This window comes from Lentzea alba, from assembly GCF_011067745.1.
Lineage (GTDB): Bacteria > Actinomycetota > Actinomycetes > Mycobacteriales > Pseudonocardiaceae > Lentzea > Lentzea alba.
This window is the reverse complement of the sequence record NZ_JAAMPJ010000008.1, coordinates 443,239-459,713: the sequence shown is the minus strand read 5'-3', so window position 1 is coordinate 459,713 and position 16,475 is coordinate 443,239. Positions and strand designations below refer to the sequence as shown.

The 16,475-nt window shown below is 69.5% G+C and carries 13 protein-coding genes; 5 read left to right on the top strand and 8 right to left on the bottom strand.

Going from position 1 to position 16,475, the window contains the following annotated elements; genetic code table 11:
• Positions 1–381 precede the first annotated feature (381 nt).
• The 3 genes from G7043_RS29500 to G7043_RS29490 form a co-directional block, all read right to left on the bottom strand.
• Entirely contained in the window at positions 382–1,509 is a 1,128-nt protein-coding gene (locus tag G7043_RS29500; RefSeq protein ID WP_166051020.1) for a sensor histidine kinase, read from the bottom strand.
• A gap of 16 nt (positions 1,510–1,525) precedes the next feature.
• Positions 1,526–2,209, bottom strand: coding sequence for a response regulator transcription factor (locus G7043_RS29495; RefSeq protein WP_166051018.1), 684 nt, complete (start codon positions 2,207–2,209; stop codon positions 1,526–1,528).
• A gap of 64 nt (positions 2,210–2,273) precedes the next feature.
• Positions 2,274–2,714, bottom strand: a complete 441-nt coding sequence (locus tag G7043_RS29490; protein ID WP_166051016.1) for a MarR family winged helix-turn-helix transcriptional regulator — start codon at positions 2,712–2,714, stop codon at positions 2,274–2,276.
• An 88-nt stretch (positions 2,715–2,802) separates the two neighbouring features.
• On the opposite strand from G7043_RS29490, the gene G7043_RS29485 reads away from it, so the two are divergent.
• A complete protein-coding gene (locus tag G7043_RS29485; protein WP_166051014.1) occupies positions 2,803–3,204 on the top strand; it encodes a nuclear transport factor 2 family protein in 402 nt (133 codons plus the stop codon).
• Here the strand turns inward: G7043_RS29485 and G7043_RS29480 are convergent, their stop codons facing one another.
• The 4 genes from G7043_RS29480 to G7043_RS29465 all read right to left on the bottom strand — a co-directional run bounded on the left by G7043_RS29480 (position 3,205) and on the right by G7043_RS29465 (position 9,229).
• Complete coding sequence (locus tag G7043_RS29480) at positions 3,205–3,846, bottom strand: SPFH domain-containing protein (protein WP_242642751.1); 642 nt, start codon at positions 3,844–3,846, stop codon at positions 3,205–3,207.
• A 228-nt stretch (positions 3,847–4,074) separates the two neighbouring features.
• Entirely contained in the window at positions 4,075–5,979 is a 1,905-nt protein-coding gene (dxs, locus tag G7043_RS29475; RefSeq protein WP_166051010.1) for a 1-deoxy-D-xylulose-5-phosphate synthase, read from the bottom strand.
• A 62-nt stretch (positions 5,980–6,041) separates the two neighbouring features.
• Positions 6,042–7,247: a class I SAM-dependent RNA methyltransferase gene (locus G7043_RS29470; RefSeq protein WP_166051008.1), complete on the bottom strand. Its 1,206-nt coding sequence runs from the start codon at positions 7,245–7,247 to the stop codon at positions 6,042–6,044.
• Positions 7,244–9,229 carry an APC family permease gene (locus tag G7043_RS29465; RefSeq protein ID WP_166051006.1) on the bottom strand — a complete coding sequence of 662 codons (1,986 nt, stop codon included), beginning with the start codon at positions 9,227–9,229 and terminating at the stop codon, positions 7,244–7,246. Before G7043_RS29465 ends, G7043_RS29470 begins: the two co-directional genes overlap by 4 nt.
• Positions 9,230–9,311: 82 nt before the next feature.
• Between G7043_RS29465 and G7043_RS29460 the strand changes: the two genes are divergently transcribed.
• Both G7043_RS29460 and G7043_RS29455 read left to right on the top strand, forming a co-directional pair.
• Positions 9,312–9,974 (top strand): potassium channel family protein, encoded by a 663-nt coding sequence (locus tag G7043_RS29460; protein ID WP_166051004.1) that lies wholly within the window; start codon positions 9,312–9,314, stop codon positions 9,972–9,974.
• Positions 9,974–10,630, top strand: a complete 657-nt coding sequence (locus tag G7043_RS29455) for a potassium channel family protein (protein ID WP_166051002.1) — start codon at positions 9,974–9,976, stop codon at positions 10,628–10,630. The genes G7043_RS29460 and G7043_RS29455 overlap by 1 nt, the downstream gene beginning before the upstream one ends.
• On the opposite strand, the gene G7043_RS29450 is transcribed toward G7043_RS29455, so the two are convergent.
• Positions 10,627–11,112, bottom strand: coding sequence for an RICIN domain-containing protein (locus tag G7043_RS29450; protein ID WP_166051000.1), 486 nt, complete (start codon positions 11,110–11,112; stop codon positions 10,627–10,629). The two genes, G7043_RS29455 and G7043_RS29450, sit on opposite strands and share 4 nt — an antisense overlap.
• A 165-nt stretch (positions 11,113–11,277) precedes the next feature.
• Between G7043_RS29450 and G7043_RS29445 the strand changes: the two genes are divergently transcribed.
• Both G7043_RS29445 and G7043_RS29440 read left to right on the top strand, forming a co-directional pair.
• Entirely contained in the window at positions 11,278–13,821 is a 2,544-nt protein-coding gene (locus G7043_RS29445) for a LuxR family transcriptional regulator (protein WP_166050998.1), read from the top strand.
• 49 nt (positions 13,822–13,870) lie between these two features.
• A complete protein-coding gene (locus tag G7043_RS29440; protein WP_166050996.1) occupies positions 13,871–16,423 on the top strand; it encodes a LuxR C-terminal-related transcriptional regulator in 2,553 nt (850 codons plus the stop codon).
• Positions 16,424–16,475 lie beyond the last annotated feature (52 nt).

Here is a 16,475-nt window from a genome sequence, read left to right as displayed (position 1 = left end):
GATCGCTCCAGACGGAATATGTCTGGCAATCTGGTATTACTCTCAAAGGAACTACCTCGACGAGGAGGTAATTCATATATTACTGGCTGTGTTTCGGCACGCTGTTGAGTTCTCAAAGAACACGCGCACACCGCAGCTCATCTCCGAGGAGAGTCACTTCCGGGGCTGTGTCAGGCTTAGAAGTCTTTCGCCGCGCTCCGTTCCGGTGTTTCCCGGCCCGTTCCGCGCTGGCAGAGAGAAATTTACACGGCGGTCTTCCAACATCCAAATCGGGGGTCACGTACGGCGTAACCCCAGGTCAGACGCCACGCGGACAGCCCAAACCCGGCAAGATCGACGCACAGTGTGACCGGGACCACGCCGACAATCTTGTATCCGGTGTCAGCGGGGTGCGGCCGGCAGGTGCACGGTGACCGACAGACCACCGGTCGGCACGGCCACTGCCTGCGCAAACCCGCCATGAGCGGCCACCGCGGCGCGCACGATCGAGAGCCCCAGACCGGTGCCGGACTGGCTCGTGCGGTCCTTGCCTCCGCGGCGGAAGGGCTCGAACAGCTCCTCGACGCGGTCCGGCGCGATGACCTGACCCGACGACGACACCCTCAACACCGACCACTGCGGCCCGGTCTCCACCACGGTCTCGATCCACCCACCGACGTGGTTGTGCCGGACGGCGTTCTCCAGCAGGTTGCCCGCGATGCGCTCCAACAGCGCGGGATCCCCTACCGCGAGCGCGGGCGCGCACCGGAAGACAGCGCGCACGTTGCGTGCCTCGGCCTCCGCGCGCACGGCCCTCCACGCGGACTCGACGACAGCGGAGAGATCGACCGGCTCACGCACCGCGAGCCCAAGACCGTCCGTGCGTGCGAGCAGCAGCAGCGCAGACACCAACTGCTCCGCGCGCTCCCCCGCCGCGCGCACGACGCCGGCCATGCGCCGCAGCTCTTCAACATCCGCGTCGGGATCGGACAGAGTCACGTCCAGCTCCGTGCGCACCACCGAGAGAGGGGTGCGCAGTTCGTGCGACGCGTTCGCCACGAACCGGCGTTGCGAGTCGAAGGCCGCTTCGAGCCGGTCGAGCATCGAGTCGAAGGTGTCCGCGAGCTCAGCGACCTCGTCCCGCGGCCCTTCCAGGCGCAACCGCGATCCCAAGGACTCCGCCGACAACCGGCGCGCGGCACCAGTGACGTCGTGCAGTGGCTTCAGCACACGGCCGGTGAACGTCCACGCCATCACAGCGGCGGCCACCACCATGCACGCGAACGCGATCACCCCCGCGCGCAGCAAGTCCTGCCGGGCCGCCACCGTCAACGCGTCCGTCAACACCGTCACGTCGACGTTGACTCCGTCAACCGTGACCTGAGTGTCTGAGGGGAACGACGGCGACGAGTCGAAGACCCGCCCCACCAGCGTCCACCCGAGGAACAGCAGCACAGCACTCACCACCGCGACGAGCGCGGTGGTGAGCAAAGTGATCCGGAGACGCAGTCCAGGCCCGCGCCGACGCATGCTCAGTCCCCAAGAATCAATCTTCGGCGAATCCGTTCGACGCACTCGGCACCCGGTACCCGGAGCCCACGACGGTGTCGATGATGCCCGGCTCGCCGAGCTTCTTGCGCAACGTCATGACGGTGACGCGAACGGTCGTGGTGAACGGGTCGGCGTTCTCGTCCCACACCCGCTCGAGCAGTTCCTCGCTGCTGACGACCGATCCCTTGGCCGCGAGCAGCACTTCGAGGACGCCGAACTCCTTGCGCGTCAGCTCGATCGGTTGCCCACCGCGAGACACGGTGCGACGCGCCGGGTCCAGCTCCACGTCCTGAGCGGCCAGCACGGGCGGGGTCGCCGGCGTCGCACGCCGAGCTAACGCCCGTACGCGCGCGACCAGCTCGGGGAACGCGAACGGCTTCGCGAGGTAGTCGTCCGCACCCAGTGACAGCCCGGACACGCGATCCTCGATGGACCCGCTGGCCGTCAGCATCATGACCCTGGTGAGCGCGCCGGAGCTGAGGATCTCCTTGCACAGCTCGTCGCCGGACATCCCGGGCAGGTCGCGGTCGAGCACAACCACGTCGTACCGCGTGACGGTCGACTTCTCGTGCCCGGTCTCGCCGTCGTAGGCGACGTCCACGGCCATACCTTCACGCCTCAGGCCGCGTGCGATCGCGTCGGCCAGGGGCGCCTCGTCCTCGACTACCAGAATCCGCACGCCACAAAGGTGCCATACGGACCTGAGAGGGCGCTTAACGGCACCTTCACGCGACCTGTCGGCCTCAAGCGCGCTGGTGGTGCGTGAGCAGCACTCCGAGCAGCCGGGTCAACGTCTGCCGGTCCTGCGCCGCGAGAGGCCCGAGCAGATCCTCCTGCGCCTGGTCGAGTGCCCGGTCCAGGCGGCACAGCTGAGTTCTGCCGAGTTCGGTGAGGGTCACCATGTTTCGTCTGCGGTCCTGCGGGTCCTGCGTCCGCTCGACGAATCCCCGCTCGGCCAGCTCGGTCACGGCCGCCACGACGTCACTGCGGTCCATGTTGCAGCGACGACCGAGTTCGGCCTGGCTGGCCACGCCGAACTCGTCCAGGGCGGCCAGGACGCGGTAGTGGTAACCGCGCGCTCCCGCCTCGGCGAAGCCCTCGGAGGCCAGCCGGTGCGCGTGCACCGCCAGCTGGGTGAGCAGCCAGCTCGGCTTACCGGCAAGGCGTTCTGGGGTCTCCTCCACGCCGTCATCCTAAATCGTTGGCGCAACCAACAACGGCATGTATGTTGGTGGCGCCAACGTTGGCGCCACCAACCATTGAGGAGCTCCCGTGTCCACGACCGACCGCGTCGAGATCGCCGACCTGTTCAGCCGCCTCTCGCGACTGCTCGACGAGAAGCGCTGGGACGACGCGCACACCGTCTACGCCCAGGACTGCTCGGTGTTCTCACCCCGCAACGGCGAGCTGAACGGCATCGACGAAATCATCGGCGCCCTGCGACGAGCCGAAAACCCCGGCGAGCACACCCAGCACATGACCACGGATCTGCTGGTGGACGTGGACGGCGACAAGGCCGCCGCCTCGGCGAACTCGGTCGTCTACTTCTTCCGTGACGGCGAAGCGCCCTTCCGGACCGCAGGACTACGCCTGAGCTGTGTCGTGGTCAGGACGTCTGCGGGCTGGCGGCTGCGCGAGTTGCGGAACAATCTCGTCTGGCTGCGCGGGCAGTGATCAGGACTTCCGGGCGGGGCGGTCCACCACGACGGTCGAGGCCGCCTGCAGCGCGCGGAGCTCCAGCAACGCCGGGTGCTCCTCCGCGAGGCGGGCCGCGTTCAGCAACGACCGCAACGCGGCCGTCTCGCCACGCGCCCGCTCCAGGGCCGCACGTCCCTCGGACGCCGCCACCAGCTCGGCGAGCGCGGCCCGCCGCAGCTCACCGGGCATGACGACATCACGAACGGCGATGTCGTCAACAGTGATCCCCAACTGCTCCGCGCGCGCCGCGACACCAGCCATCATCTCGGCCGCGACGGCCTCCCGCTCAGGGTCCACCGCCGTGTGCGCACGCGTGACGACCGCACCGCGCAGTGCCAGCTGCACGGCGGTGTACAGGTCGGCCTCAGGCTCTGCCGACTCCATCACGAACTTCGTCGGCGAGGTCACGGCCCATCGCACCACAACCGTCACTCGCACCAGGACACCGTCGGCTGTCGGAACGTCCTGAGCCGCCGGGGTCATCGTGCGTGATCGGACATCGACGCGGGTCAGCACGGTCCGCATAGGCATCCGGTGCCGGCCGGGGCCGAGCTCACCGACCAGCACACCGCGGTCGAACCGGACGCCCCGCTCCCACGGGTACAACATGCGCTTCATCGTCTCCCCCCGTCCAGACAGGCCACGACCCCGGTCGGCGAGGCGAGGAACGGGAGTCCACATGGGACTCGCAAAGTTCCGCACCCCCGTGTGCGACCGGGGTCGTGGCGTCAGGATTTGAACCTGGTCTTTACAGAACCAACGCGTCCGCCCAATCGCGGGACCCAAGCCAGGAAGACCTGCTGGGCCGCTTGCGGCGAACGCTCACGAGGGCAGACGTTAGCCGAACTACTTCTCCGCGGGCGCGTCAATTTCGACTGGCAGGCACTCCAGCCGAGCGGCCCACTCCGTCACGCGGCGTGCCACGTCCTGCGCGGTGATGCCGCACAACGCCAGCACCTCGGCGCGCTCGCCGTGGTCGTGGAACTGCTGCGGCAGCGCGATGTCCCGCAACGGCACCTCCACGTCGGCGTCGCGCAACGCGGCAGCGAACGCCGAACCGAAACCACCGTGCCGGCCACCGTCCTCAACGGTCACCACGAGCTTGTGCGACGCGGCCATCTCCACGAGGTCCACCGACATCGGGTAGATCCACCGCGGGTCGACGACGGTCACGCCGATGCCCTGGTCCTCCAGCCGTTGCGCGGCCTCGAGCCCGAGCTCGCCCAACGCACCGACGGTCACCAACAGCACGTCGTTGCCTGACCGGCGAAGCACGTCAACGGGACCAACGCGCTCAAGAGCCGGCAGGTCCGCGCCGACGGAGGCCTTGGGGTAGCGGATCACCGACGGCGCGTTCGAGATCGCCACGGCCTCGCGCAGCTCCTCGGCCAGCGTGCCGGCGTCCCGCGGGGCCGCGACGTGGATGCCGGGGATGACGCCGAGGATCGACATGTCCCACATGCCGTGGTGCGACGCGCCGTCCGGGCCGGTGACGCCGGCACGGTCCAGCACGACCGTCACGCCCTGCTCGTGCAGTGCGACGTCCATCAGCAGCTGGTCGAACGCCCGGTTGAGGAACGTCGCGTAGACGGCCACGACGGGGTGCAGGCCGCCCATCGCCAGACCGGTGGCGGACGTCATCGCGTGCTGCTCGGCGATGCCGACGTCGTAGAAGCGCTCCGGGAACGCCTTGGCGAACGCGTCCAGGCCGGTGGGCCCCTGCATCGCGGCGGTGATCGCCACGACGTCGGAACGCTCGCGGCCGATCTCCACCAGGGAGTCGGAGAACACGTGCGTCCAGGTGCGCTTGGTCGGCTTGACGTTCTCGCCGGTGATCGGGTCGATGACGCCGGTGGCGTGCATCTGGTCGGCCTCGTGGTTCTCGGCCGGCGCGAACCCCATGCCCTTGCGGGTGACCGCGTGCACGATCACCGGTCCGCCGAACGACTTCGCGCGCTGCAGAGCGGACTCCAGCGTCGCCATGTCGTGGCCGTCGACCGGGCCGATGTACTTGAGGCCGAGGTCCTCGAACATCGCCTGCGGCGCCAGTGCGTCCTTGATGCCGCGCTTGGCGGCGTGCAGGGCGGCGTACAGCGGCTTGCCGAAGAACGGCGTCTGCTGAAGTGCGCTCTTGCCCTTCTCCAGCAGCTGCTCGTAGCCCGGACGCAGCCGCAGCGACGACAGGTGGTCGGCGAGACCACCGATCGTCGGCGAGTACGAACGGCCGTTGTCGTTGACCACGATCACGACCGGACGCGTCTTGTCCGCCGCGATGTTGTTCAACGCCTCCCAGCACATACCGCCGGTCAGCGCGCCATCGCCGACAACAGCGATCACGTGGCCGTTGGTGCCGTTGAGCTGCTTCGCCTTCGCCAGGCCGTCCGCGTAGGACAGCGCCGTCGACGCGTGGCTGTTGCCCTGCACGTCGTGCGCGGACTCCGTGCGCGACGGGTAGCCGGACATCCCGCCCTTCTGCCGAAGGTCGTCGAAGCCGTCGCGACGGCCGGTGACGATCTTGTGCACGTAGGACTGGTGTCCGGTGTCGTACACGATCGGGTCCTGCGGCGAGTCGAACACGCGGTGCAACGCCACCGTCAGCTCGACCACGCCCAGGTTCGGGCCGAGGTGCCCGCCGGTCTTGGAGACCTTGTCGACCAGAAAACGCCGGATCTCGGCGCAGAGCTGCTGCAGCTCCGCCTCGTTCATCCGTTTCAGATCAGCCGGTCCGTGCACGGACTCCAGCAGGGTCACCACGCCCACCTCACTCCTGAAGACTTCGGCTCAGTCTACGGAGACTCACCTGAGAGGCTTTGTCACCTGGTGCCAGGAACGAGCAGCGCGATGCATTCCACATGGTGGGTCATCGGGAACGCGTCGAACGCGCGCAGTTCCTCGAGCCGATACCCCTGAACAGTGAATTCGGCCAGGTCACGCGCCAGCGCGGCGGGGTCGCAAGCCACGTAGACGACCCGCTGAGGACGGCGTCGTGCGACTTCAGCCACAACGACCTTCCCCGCACCCTTGCGAGGCGGGTCGAGCACCACGACGTGAGGGTCCTCAACGGGCAGTCGGCGCGTCACGGCGCGCTCCACCTTGTCCACCACCCACTCGACCCTGGGCATGCGGCGAAGGTTGCGCCGGCCGTCCTCCACGGCACCGGGGAAAGACTCCACGACCAGCACGGATCCGGTCTCGCCGACCTGCCGTGCGAGCACCGACGCGAAGAGTCCCGCACCGCCGTAGAGGTCCCACGCGCGTTGGCCCGGCTCAGCAGCAGCCCACTCCCCCACGACCGTGGCGAACGTGTCGGCGGCGGCCGGGTGGACCTGCCAGAAACCTTCCGCGGAGATTCGCCACTTTCGTTGGGCGGCGGTCTCCACGGCCGTACCGGTTCCGGCGCGTCGCGCGGTGTGTCGGCCACGCACCTCACCCACATGACGGTTGCCGTCACCGTCCTGGACGATCGTCAGCTCCTGGGCTCGCCACTTTCGGTCCGCCACCGCCTCGACCATGCCCGGCCGGGAGATCACACAGTGGTCGACCGGAATCACATCGTGGGAACGAGTGCCGCGGAAACCGGGCCTTCCGTCGCGGTCGACGGCCATCCGGATCCGGGTCCGCCACTCCAGCGGGCCACCCGGCAGCGCCTCCACGACCACGTCGCGTTCGATCTTGGCCAGGCGGCTCAGCTGCTCACGGACGACCTGGGCCTTGAGCTCCCGTTGCGCCTCCCACGACACATGCTGGAAGTCGCAGCCACCGCACAGCCCCGGTCCGCTGAACGGGCACGGCGGCTCCACTCGATCCGGTGACGGCGAGAGGATCTCCACGGCGTCCGCACGGCAGAACGAGCCGCCGTTGTCCTCGTACACCGACGCCACAACGCGCTCACCGGGCAGTGCGTGACGCACGAACAGAACGCGTCCCTCATGCCGTGCAACGAAATGCCCGCCGTGTGCGACAGCGCCCACTTCTACTTCGAACTGCTGGCCGGTCCAGTCTTCTTTGGCCGAGCTCATCGGTCGTCAAGTCCCCTTCGGACAGCGCCGGGCGCGATGACGTCCTTGTCCTTGACCTTCACCGAAGACTCGAGCTGCCACGGCACACTGGTCACCATCACACCCGGCTGGAAAAGCAGCCTTCCCTTGAGCCGCAACGCGCTCTGGTTGTGCAGCAGCTGCTCCCACCAGTGGCCGACGACGTACTCGGGGATGAACACCGTAACAACGTCGCGCGGGTTGTCCGACTTGACGCGCTTGACGTAGTCGAGAACGGGCTTGGTGATCTCCCGGTAGGGCGACTCGATCACCTTCAGCGGGATCTTGAAGTTCTCCTTCTCCCACTCCGCGACGAGCTTGCGCGTGTCACCGTCGTCGACGTTGACCGTGACGGCCTCCAGCACGTCCGGCCGCGTGGCCTTGGCGTAGGACAACGCCCGCAGCGTCGGCATGTGCAGTTTGGACACCAGCACCATCGCGTGGTTGCGCGCCGGCATCGTGCGCACGCGCTCCTGCTTGCGGAGCTCCTCGGCGACGGTGTCGTAGTGCTTGCGGATCGCCGTCATCAACGCGTAGATGGCCGCCATCGCGGCGATGGCGATCCACGCGCCCTTGGTGAACTTGGTGATCAGCACGACGATCAGCACGGTCGCGGTCATGGCGAGACCGAACGTGTTGATCGCCTGCGAGCGGCGCATCCGGCTGCGCGCCTGGAGGTCTTCCTCGGTCTTGAGCAGCCGCTTCCAGTGCCTGATCATGCCGAGCTGGCTCAGCGTGAACGAGACGAACACCCCGACGATGTAGAGCTGGATCAGCCGGGTGACCTCGGCGTCGAACGCGATCACCAGCACGATCGCGAACCCGGCCAGGAAGACGATGCCGTTGGAGAACGCCAGCCGGTCGCCGCGGGTGTGCAGCTGGCGCGGCAGGTAGCGGTCCTGGGCGAGGATCGAGCCGAGCACCGGGAAGCCGTTGAACGCGGTGTTCGCGGCGAGCACCAGGATCAGCGCGGTGACGCCGGCGATGAAGTAGAAGCCGGGCGGGAAGTTGTCGAAGACGGCGTGCGCGACCTGCGCCACCATCGTCTTCTGCTCGTAGTCCTTCGGCGCGTTCGCGATCTGGTCCTGCGGGAACTCGGCCATCCGCACGTCGGTCAGCTGAGCGAGCACGATCAGGCCCATCAGCATGGTCACCGAGATGGTGCCCATCATCAGCAGCGTGGTGGCGGCGTTGCGGGACTTGGGCTTGCGGAACGCGGGCACGCCGTTGCTGATCGCCTCGACGCCCGTGAGGGCCGCACAGCCGGATGAGAACGCACGCAACACGAGGAACACGAACGCGAGGCCCATGAGGTGGTCCTGCTCGGCGTGGATCTCGAACCCGGAACTCTCCGCACGCATCTCGTCACCCAGCACGAGCCCGCGGAACAGGCCCCAGGCGATCAGGACCATGATGCCGATCATGAACGCGTAGGTGGGGATCGCGAACGCGCTGCCGGACTCGCGGATGCCGCGCAGGTTGATCGCCGTGAGGACGACGATCGCCGCCACCGCGAACAACGCCTTGTGCTCCGCGACGAACGGGATGGCCGACCCGATGTTCGCCGCCGCCGCCGAGATCGACACGGCGACGGTGAGGATGTAGTCCACGAGCAGGGCGCTCGCCACGGTGAGCCCTGCTCTGCGTCCGAGGTTGACCGTCGCGACCTCGTAGTCGCCGCCGCCCGACGGGTAGGCGTGCACGTTCTGGCGGTAGCTGGCGACCACGGTGAGCATGACCACGACGACCGCGACGCCCACCCACGGCGCCAGCGCGTAGGCGCTCAGCCCCGCCACCGACAGCATCAGGAGGATCTCCTCCGGCGCGTACGCGACCGACGACATGGCGTCGGAGGCGAACACCGGGAGGGCTATTCGTTTGGGCAGCAGGGTGTGAGCGAGGCGATCACTGCGGAACGGCCGTCCGACCAGGAGGCGTTTGGCAGCGGTGGCGAGCTTGGACACGGCCAGAGCGTAAGGGGTCCGCTCACCGGGACGGGCTAATGCTCGGTAGGTTCTGCGCAGAGTTCGCCTGAGGAGGCATGTCGTGCACGTGGTGATCATGGGGTGTGGCCGGGTGGGAGCGTCCCTGGCCAGGGCCCTCGAGCGACTCGACCACCAGGTCGCCGTGATCGACAAGGACCCGCAGTCGTTCCGCCGGCTGGGCAGCGACTTCCACGGGCAGCAGGTCATCGGCAACGGTTTCGACCGCAACGTCCTGATCGAGGCCGGCGTCGAGCGCGCGGGCGCGTTCGCGGCGGTCTCCAGCGGCGACAACTCGAACATCATCTCGGCGCGGGTCGCGCGCGAGACGTTCGGCGTCGAGCACGTCGTGGCCCGCATCTACGACCACAAGCGCGCCGCCGTGTACGAGCGGTTGGGCATCCCGACCGTGGCGACCGTGCCGTGGTCGACCGACCGCTTCCTGCGGATGTTGCTGCCCGAGGGCGCGGCGACCGCGTGGCGCGACCCGTCCGGCACCGTGGCGGTGCTGCCGATCGAGGTGTCCGAGGACTGGGTCGGGCGTCCCGTGTTCGAACTGGAGGCGGCCGTCGGCGCCCGCGTGGCGTTCCTGATGCGGTTCGGCACGGGCGTGCTGCCGGACGCAAAGACCATCGTGCAGGCCGACGACACCATCTACGTGGCGGCGCTGTCCGGCACGATCACCGACGTCGCGGCGGCGGCGCTGCAGGCACCGGAGGAGAGCTGATGCGGGTCGCGATCGCGGGTGCGGGCGCCGTCGGGCGGTCCATCGCGCAGGAGCTCGTGCAGGACGGGCACCAGGTCATGCTGATCGAGCGGGATCGGGCGCACTTCGACCCGAACTCGGTCGAGCAGGCCGAGTGGGTGCAGGCCGATGCGTGCGAGCTGTCCTCTTTGGAGGACGCCGGCATGCAGCTGTGCGACGTGGTGATCGCCGCGACCGGTGACGACAAGGTCAACCTCGTGGTGTCGCTGCTGGCCAAGACCGAGTTCGCGGTGCGTCGTGTCGTCGCGCGCGTGAACGACCCGACGAACGAATGGCTCTTCACCGAGTCGTGGGGCGTCGACGTCGCGGTTTCCACGCCACGGCTGTTGGCCGCCATGGTCGAGGAGTCCGTGACGATCGGTGACGTCGTGCGGCTGCTGACGTTGCGGCAGGGTCAGGCGAATCTCGTCGAGATCACGCTCGACGAGTCGACGCCGTTCGCCGGCCGGGCGGTCTCGGAGCTGACGCTGCCCCGCGACTGCGCGCTCGTGACGATCCTGCGCGGCGGGCGGGTCATCGTGCCGCAGCCGGACGACACGCTCGAGGGCGGCGATGAGCTGTTGTTCGTCACCACCGCCGCCGTCGAGCAGGACATCAAGACCGCGCTGGGGTACTAGACCCACCAGTACTGGTTGCCGCCGCCGTGGCAGTCCCACAGTTGCACGGACGCACCCTGCCACCAGTTCGCGCCGGCGATCTCGACGCACCGGTAGCCCGGCATCATCACCCGGATCCGCCCGACCTCGGAGCTGTTCGAGGCCGGGCGGTAGAAGGTCTGGTAGCCGGGCCTGTTCGGGTCGCAGTCGTACATCTGCAGGTGGGCGCCGTTGTCACCGTTGCCCCAGGCGGCGGTGAGGCATCTGCCGCCGTCGGCGTTGCGCAACCGCAGCCCGTCCCAGTACCAGCGCTGGGTCAGCGCGTTCACGCAGTCGACCATGATGACGCCGGCGCCGTTCTGCCCGGTGGCGGCGGTCATGCACCGGCCGTTGAACCGCGACTGGACGTAGTTCCCCGTCTGCGCGCCCGCCGAGGCGGACGTGCTGACCATCAGGCCGCCCGACACGAGCGCGAGCGAGGCCAGGAGTGCGACTTTCCGCATGAAAGGTTTCATGCGGTCCCGACGCTCGCCGCACACGCGCTGATACACACACTTTGTGCTTGATTCCGGCACCGGCGACATCCTTTGGGGGCAACGCGGTGTCTTCCTGGACACGACCGTGCTCAACTTGGGTATCTGCGCAACGGAAGCGAGCACTTACCAGCTGTGAGCGATCAGTTGCCCCTGGTCGGGCGCGAGGGTGAGCTGCGGGCCGCGCTGCGGGCGCTGGCCGGGGACGGCGCGGTGCTGTTGTCCGGTCCGCCGGGGGTCGGCAAGACCCGCCTGGCCGCGGAGGTGCTCGCCGCCGCGCCGCACCCCGCCGTGCGGTGCTACGCCACGGTCGCCACGTCCCGGATCCCGCTGGGCGCGATCGCGTCGCTCGTCCCCACGGACCTGCCTGCGATCGGAGGGACGATCCTGCCCTCATCGTCCGTGCGTGCCGCAGCCGAGCATCTCTCTCGTGGCGGTCGACGGGTGTTGTCGATCGACGACGCGCATCTGCTCGACGACACGTCGTTGTTGGTCTTGCAGCACGTTGTGCGCCACAAGCTGACGCGTGTCGTCTGCACGGCGCGGCCTGGTTGGGGCGCGGAAGGACTGACCGTCGTCCACGTCGACGCGCTCGACCGGGAACGCGCGGACACGTTGCTGGCGTCCGCTCTGGGCGGGCCCGCGGACGCGTCGACCCGGCACCTGGTGTGGGCGAACAGCCAGGGAAACCCGTTGTACCTCAAGGAACTCGTGGCGGCCGGGCTGCACTCGGGCGCGCTCACCGAGACCGAGGGCGGCTGGAACTGGAGCGGGCCGCTGGAGCTGTCCGGGCGGCTCGCCGAGCTCGTCGACCTGACGCTGGGACGGCTCGCGGAACCGCAACGGCGGGCGCTGGAGCTGCTCGCGTACGGGGAGCCGTTGGAGCCGGAGCTGATGCCGGTTCCTGCTGATCTCGTGGACATGGGGTTCGTGCGTGTCGGTGACGACGGACGCGCGCGCATCGCGCATCCGCTCTTCAGCGCGCGCCTGCGGGCGACGTGTCCGACGTTGAGAGCTCGCGCGCATCGAAGATCGCTGGCGGACCGGTTGGAGGCGGAGGGCGCGGCCCGGCGCGGTGACGCGGTGCGGGTGGCGACGTGGCGGCTGGACAGCGGGACGGCCGAGTCGCCGGACGTGCTCGCGCGGGCCGCTGAGCAGGCGCTGTCCGCGCAGGACTGGGAGCTCGCCGAACGGCTCTCGCGCGCGGCCGTGGCGCGTGGAACGACCTCGCGCGTGGGGCTCGTGCTCGGGCTCGTGCTGATGTACCAACGTCAGTGCGCACAGGCCGAGGAGGTGCTCGCCGAGACGATGGCGGCGGGCGGCGACATGCTCACGGTGATCCAGGTGGGCTGTACGCGCGCGTTCAACCTGTTCTTCGGTCTCGGCGACGAGGACGCGGCGGTGGCGGTGCTGGACGAGGTCACCGCCCAGGAGCTGCCGGCCGAGCTGGAGCACGCGGTGTTGTTCTTCGCGCTGACCTTCGCGCTGGAGGCCGCGCCGTTGCGGATCGCGCGGCTCGGTGGCGAGCTGCTGATCGCCGAGGGCGGCTGGGCGGAGACGGCGGGACGGCAGGTGCTGGCGTTCGCCGACCAGTTCGCCGGCCGCTACACCGAGGCGATCGCGCGGATCGAGGACAACCACGAGGCCGTGCTGGCGACGGCCGGGCGGTTCCCGTCGCTGATCAACGCGGCGACCGGGGTGCGCAACGAGAGCACGCTGCGCTGCGGTGACCTGGCGGGCGCCGAGACACGGGCCGCGCAGGCGCTGGCCGAGGTGATCGAGGAAGACCGCTGGTCGGTCACCCAGGTGCCGCCGCGGGTGCTGTTGAGCCAGAGTGCGCGTTTGCGCGGTCAGGCCGCTTCGGCGGTGCGGATCACCGCGGAGGGTGTTCCCGAGTCCGGTGTGCAGCCGATGATGTGGGACGTGCTGCTGCTGGCCGAGTTCGCCGCCGGTGCCGCGTTGCAGGGTCAGTCAGAACGTGCGGAACGAGCGTTGGCACGCGCTGAGGCCGGGTTGCGGCCGGCGTGGCGGATCGCGCAGTTCGCCGTGGGGGCTGCACGGTCGTGGGTGCTTGCTGGTGGTGGGCGCGTCAACGAGGCGATGCAAGCCGCTCTGGACAACGCCGCCACCGCTCGTGCGCACGGCGCGCACTCTGAGGAGATCGTGTCGCTGCACGACGCCGCACGGTTCGGCGCGGACACCTCGCCGCGTTTGTTGGAGCTCGCGAAATCACGCAAGGACCCGCTAACGACCGCGTATGCCTCGCACGCTCAGGCGCGCGCGTTGCGTGACCCGGCGGGGCTGGAGGAGGTGGCTGCGGCGTTCACGGCGTGCGGCGCCACCTTGTACGCGGCAGAGGCGCTCGCGGAGGCCAGCAGGCTGTCGCGGTTGCACGACCGGCCACGTGACGCGGACCGGTTGGAGCGGCAGGCGTCGGCGCTCGCGGAGTCGTTCGACGGCGCGACGACGCCCGGTCTGGTGGTGACGAGCACGCTCGCCGCGCTGACGCCGCGTCAGCTGGAGATCGCGCGTCTGGCCGTGGCGGGGCTGACGAACGTGGAGATCGCAGAACGTCTGGCGATCGCCAAACGCACGGTCGACAACCATCTGCACACCACCTACGCGGCGGTGGGTGTCACCGGGCGGGGCGGACTGCGGGCGTTGTTCGGCCAAGGGTGAGGGCAAAACGATGTGCGCCGTGGGCCGGGACTTCGGCACACTGCGAGTTGTGTGGCCGTTCGTGGGCAGGGTGCGTGAGCTCGAGGACGTGATGTCCGCGCTCACGTCGGCCGACGCGAAGGGTGCCGCGCTCGTGGGTCCCGCCGGTGTCGGCAAGACGCGGCTCGCGGACGAGGCCGTGGCCAGGCTGGAGCAGTCCGGCTGCACCGTGCGGCGCTGCTACGCGACCGTGGCGACGTCGTCGATCCCGTTCGGGGCGCTGGCCGCGATGCTGCCCGCCGACATGCGCACCGCGAACCCGCTGGGCCGCGCCGTCGAGCACCTGGTGGCCGAGCCGCAGCCGTTGGCGATCGTGGTGGACGACGCGCATCTGCTCGACGACGCGTCCATCGCGTTGTTGCACCACGTGATCCGGCACGGGTTCGCACGGGTGCTGGTGACCTCACGGCCCGGTGAGCGCGCTGAGCTGTGGCAGGAGGGGCTGCTGCGGCGCTATCCGCTGGGCGACCTGTCCCGGGCCGAGTCCGATCTCCTGCTGGAACGGGCGCTGGACGGGCCGGTCGACACGCGCTCGGCGGCGTTGCTGTGGTCGGGCAGCGCCGGGAATCCGTTGTACCTCAGGGAACTCGTGGTATCCGGGCGCGCGGTGGGGGCGTTGCGCGTGGCCGAGGGGATCTGGTCGTGGCACGGCGCGATCGAGCTCGGCGGACGGCTCGGGGAGCTCGTGCAGGAGAACCTCGGCCGACTGGAGCCGTCGCACCGGCACGCGTTGGAGTTGCTCGCCTATTCCGAGCCGGTGGAACTGGACCTGCTGGCGTCGCTGGTGCAGGAGGAGGCGCTCGACGACCTGGAGACCCGCTCGCTGATCCGGGTGGAATCGTCGGGGCGCCGCACGGTCGTGCGGCTCGGGCATCCGTTGTACGGCAGCCTGCTTCGCGCGACGTGTCCTGCGTTGCGCGCGCAGTCGCACCAACGCGCGTTGGCCGCCGGTCTCGAGGCGACAGGCGCACGCCGCCGTGAAGACTTGATGCGCATCGCGACGTGGCGCCTCGACGGCGGTTCGCCGATCTCGCTGGACCTCCTGGCCGCGGCCGCCGAACAGGCGTGGGCCGCGCGGGACGTGACGCTCGCGGAACGCCTCTGCCGCGCCGCCGTCGACGCGGGCGGTCTGGTCCAGGTCGGGCACGTGTTCGGTCAGGTGCTGATGTACGGCCGTGCGCCGGACCAGGCCGAGGCGACGCTCGCGGACGTGATGACCGGACCGTTGTCGACGGCGGACCTGAGCCGCCTGGGCGCCACCAGGTCCATGAACCTCCACTTCGGACTGGGCGACGCGGACGCCGCGGCCGCGATGCTCGATGCCGTCGACGTGCCCGATCTGCCGGAGGAACTGCGGGATTGGCTGAAGGTCGTCCGCACGCTGGAGGACGCGCAGCACCGGCACGTCGCCGAGGTGCTGGAGAGCACCTACCAGCCGGTGGCGCCGCAGCTGTCCATCCACATGCGACGCACCAGGGCGTTGTGTCTCCTGCAGGCGGGCCGCTACCGCGAAGTCGAGGTCGAGGTCGCCGCCTGTGAGGCGCTCGCGGCGGGCGATGAGTCGCCCGATGACTACGGCACCATGCGCATGCGGTGTTTCGCGCTGGCGTACAGCGGCCGTCTCGCCGCGGCGGAGAGCCTCGCGCTGAAGCTGCACGACTCGTTGTTCGACGATTTGGCCTTCACCGGCACGACATCGGTCTACAGCGTGTTGTCGTTCTGCGCGCGCATGCGTGGCCACGGTGCGCAAGCCCTGCGCCTGGCCCGCGAAGGCAGGCCGAACTCATCGGTGAGTCCGCTGATGTTCGACACGATCGGGCTCGTCGGCCTGGCGAGCGCCGCGGCGCTCTGCGGTGACGGTGCGCTGGCGACGGAAGCCCTGGCCCGCGCCAAGAAGTCCCGCCGCCCAGCGTGGCGACTGACCGGCACGACGGTGTCGGTGGCCCGCGCCTGGGTGCTCGCCGGCGTGGGCGACGTCCACGCCGCCGCCGACGCAGCGATGGCGGCCGCCGACGAATGCGCCGAACTCGGCCTGCACAGCGGCGAGGCCATGGCCCTGCACGACGCGGCCCGCTTCGGCGTCGACACGTCCCTGCGCCTGGCGGCCCTCACCTCCACCATGGACGACCCGATGACCTCGGCCTACGCGGCACACGCGACCGCACTCGCGCACACCGCACCGACCGTCCTGGAGGCCACGGCGACGGACTTCCTGCGCCTCGGCGCCACCCTCTACGCCGCCGAAGCCCTGGCCTCCGCCGCCCGTCTGCACCGAGCCCAGGACAACCCCCGCGCCGCCTCCCAGGCGTCGGCCCGCCAGGCGTTGCTGATGCGCGACTTCGACGGCGCCCGCACCCCGGCCCTGCGCGTCGACGGCCTGACCCACCTGACCCGCCGCCAGGTGGAGGTCGCCCGGCTCGCGACGTCCGGCCTCACGAACCAGCAGATCGCCGAGAAGCTCCACACCTCGAAGCGCACGGTCGACAACCACCTGCACGCGATCTACGGCGTGCTCGGCGTGACGGGACGCGACGAGCTCCGCACCGCGCTCGGCCCGTCCTGACCACGGCGAAAAACACGGCCGGTGCCTCTCGAAAGAGGCGCCGGCCGCGGAG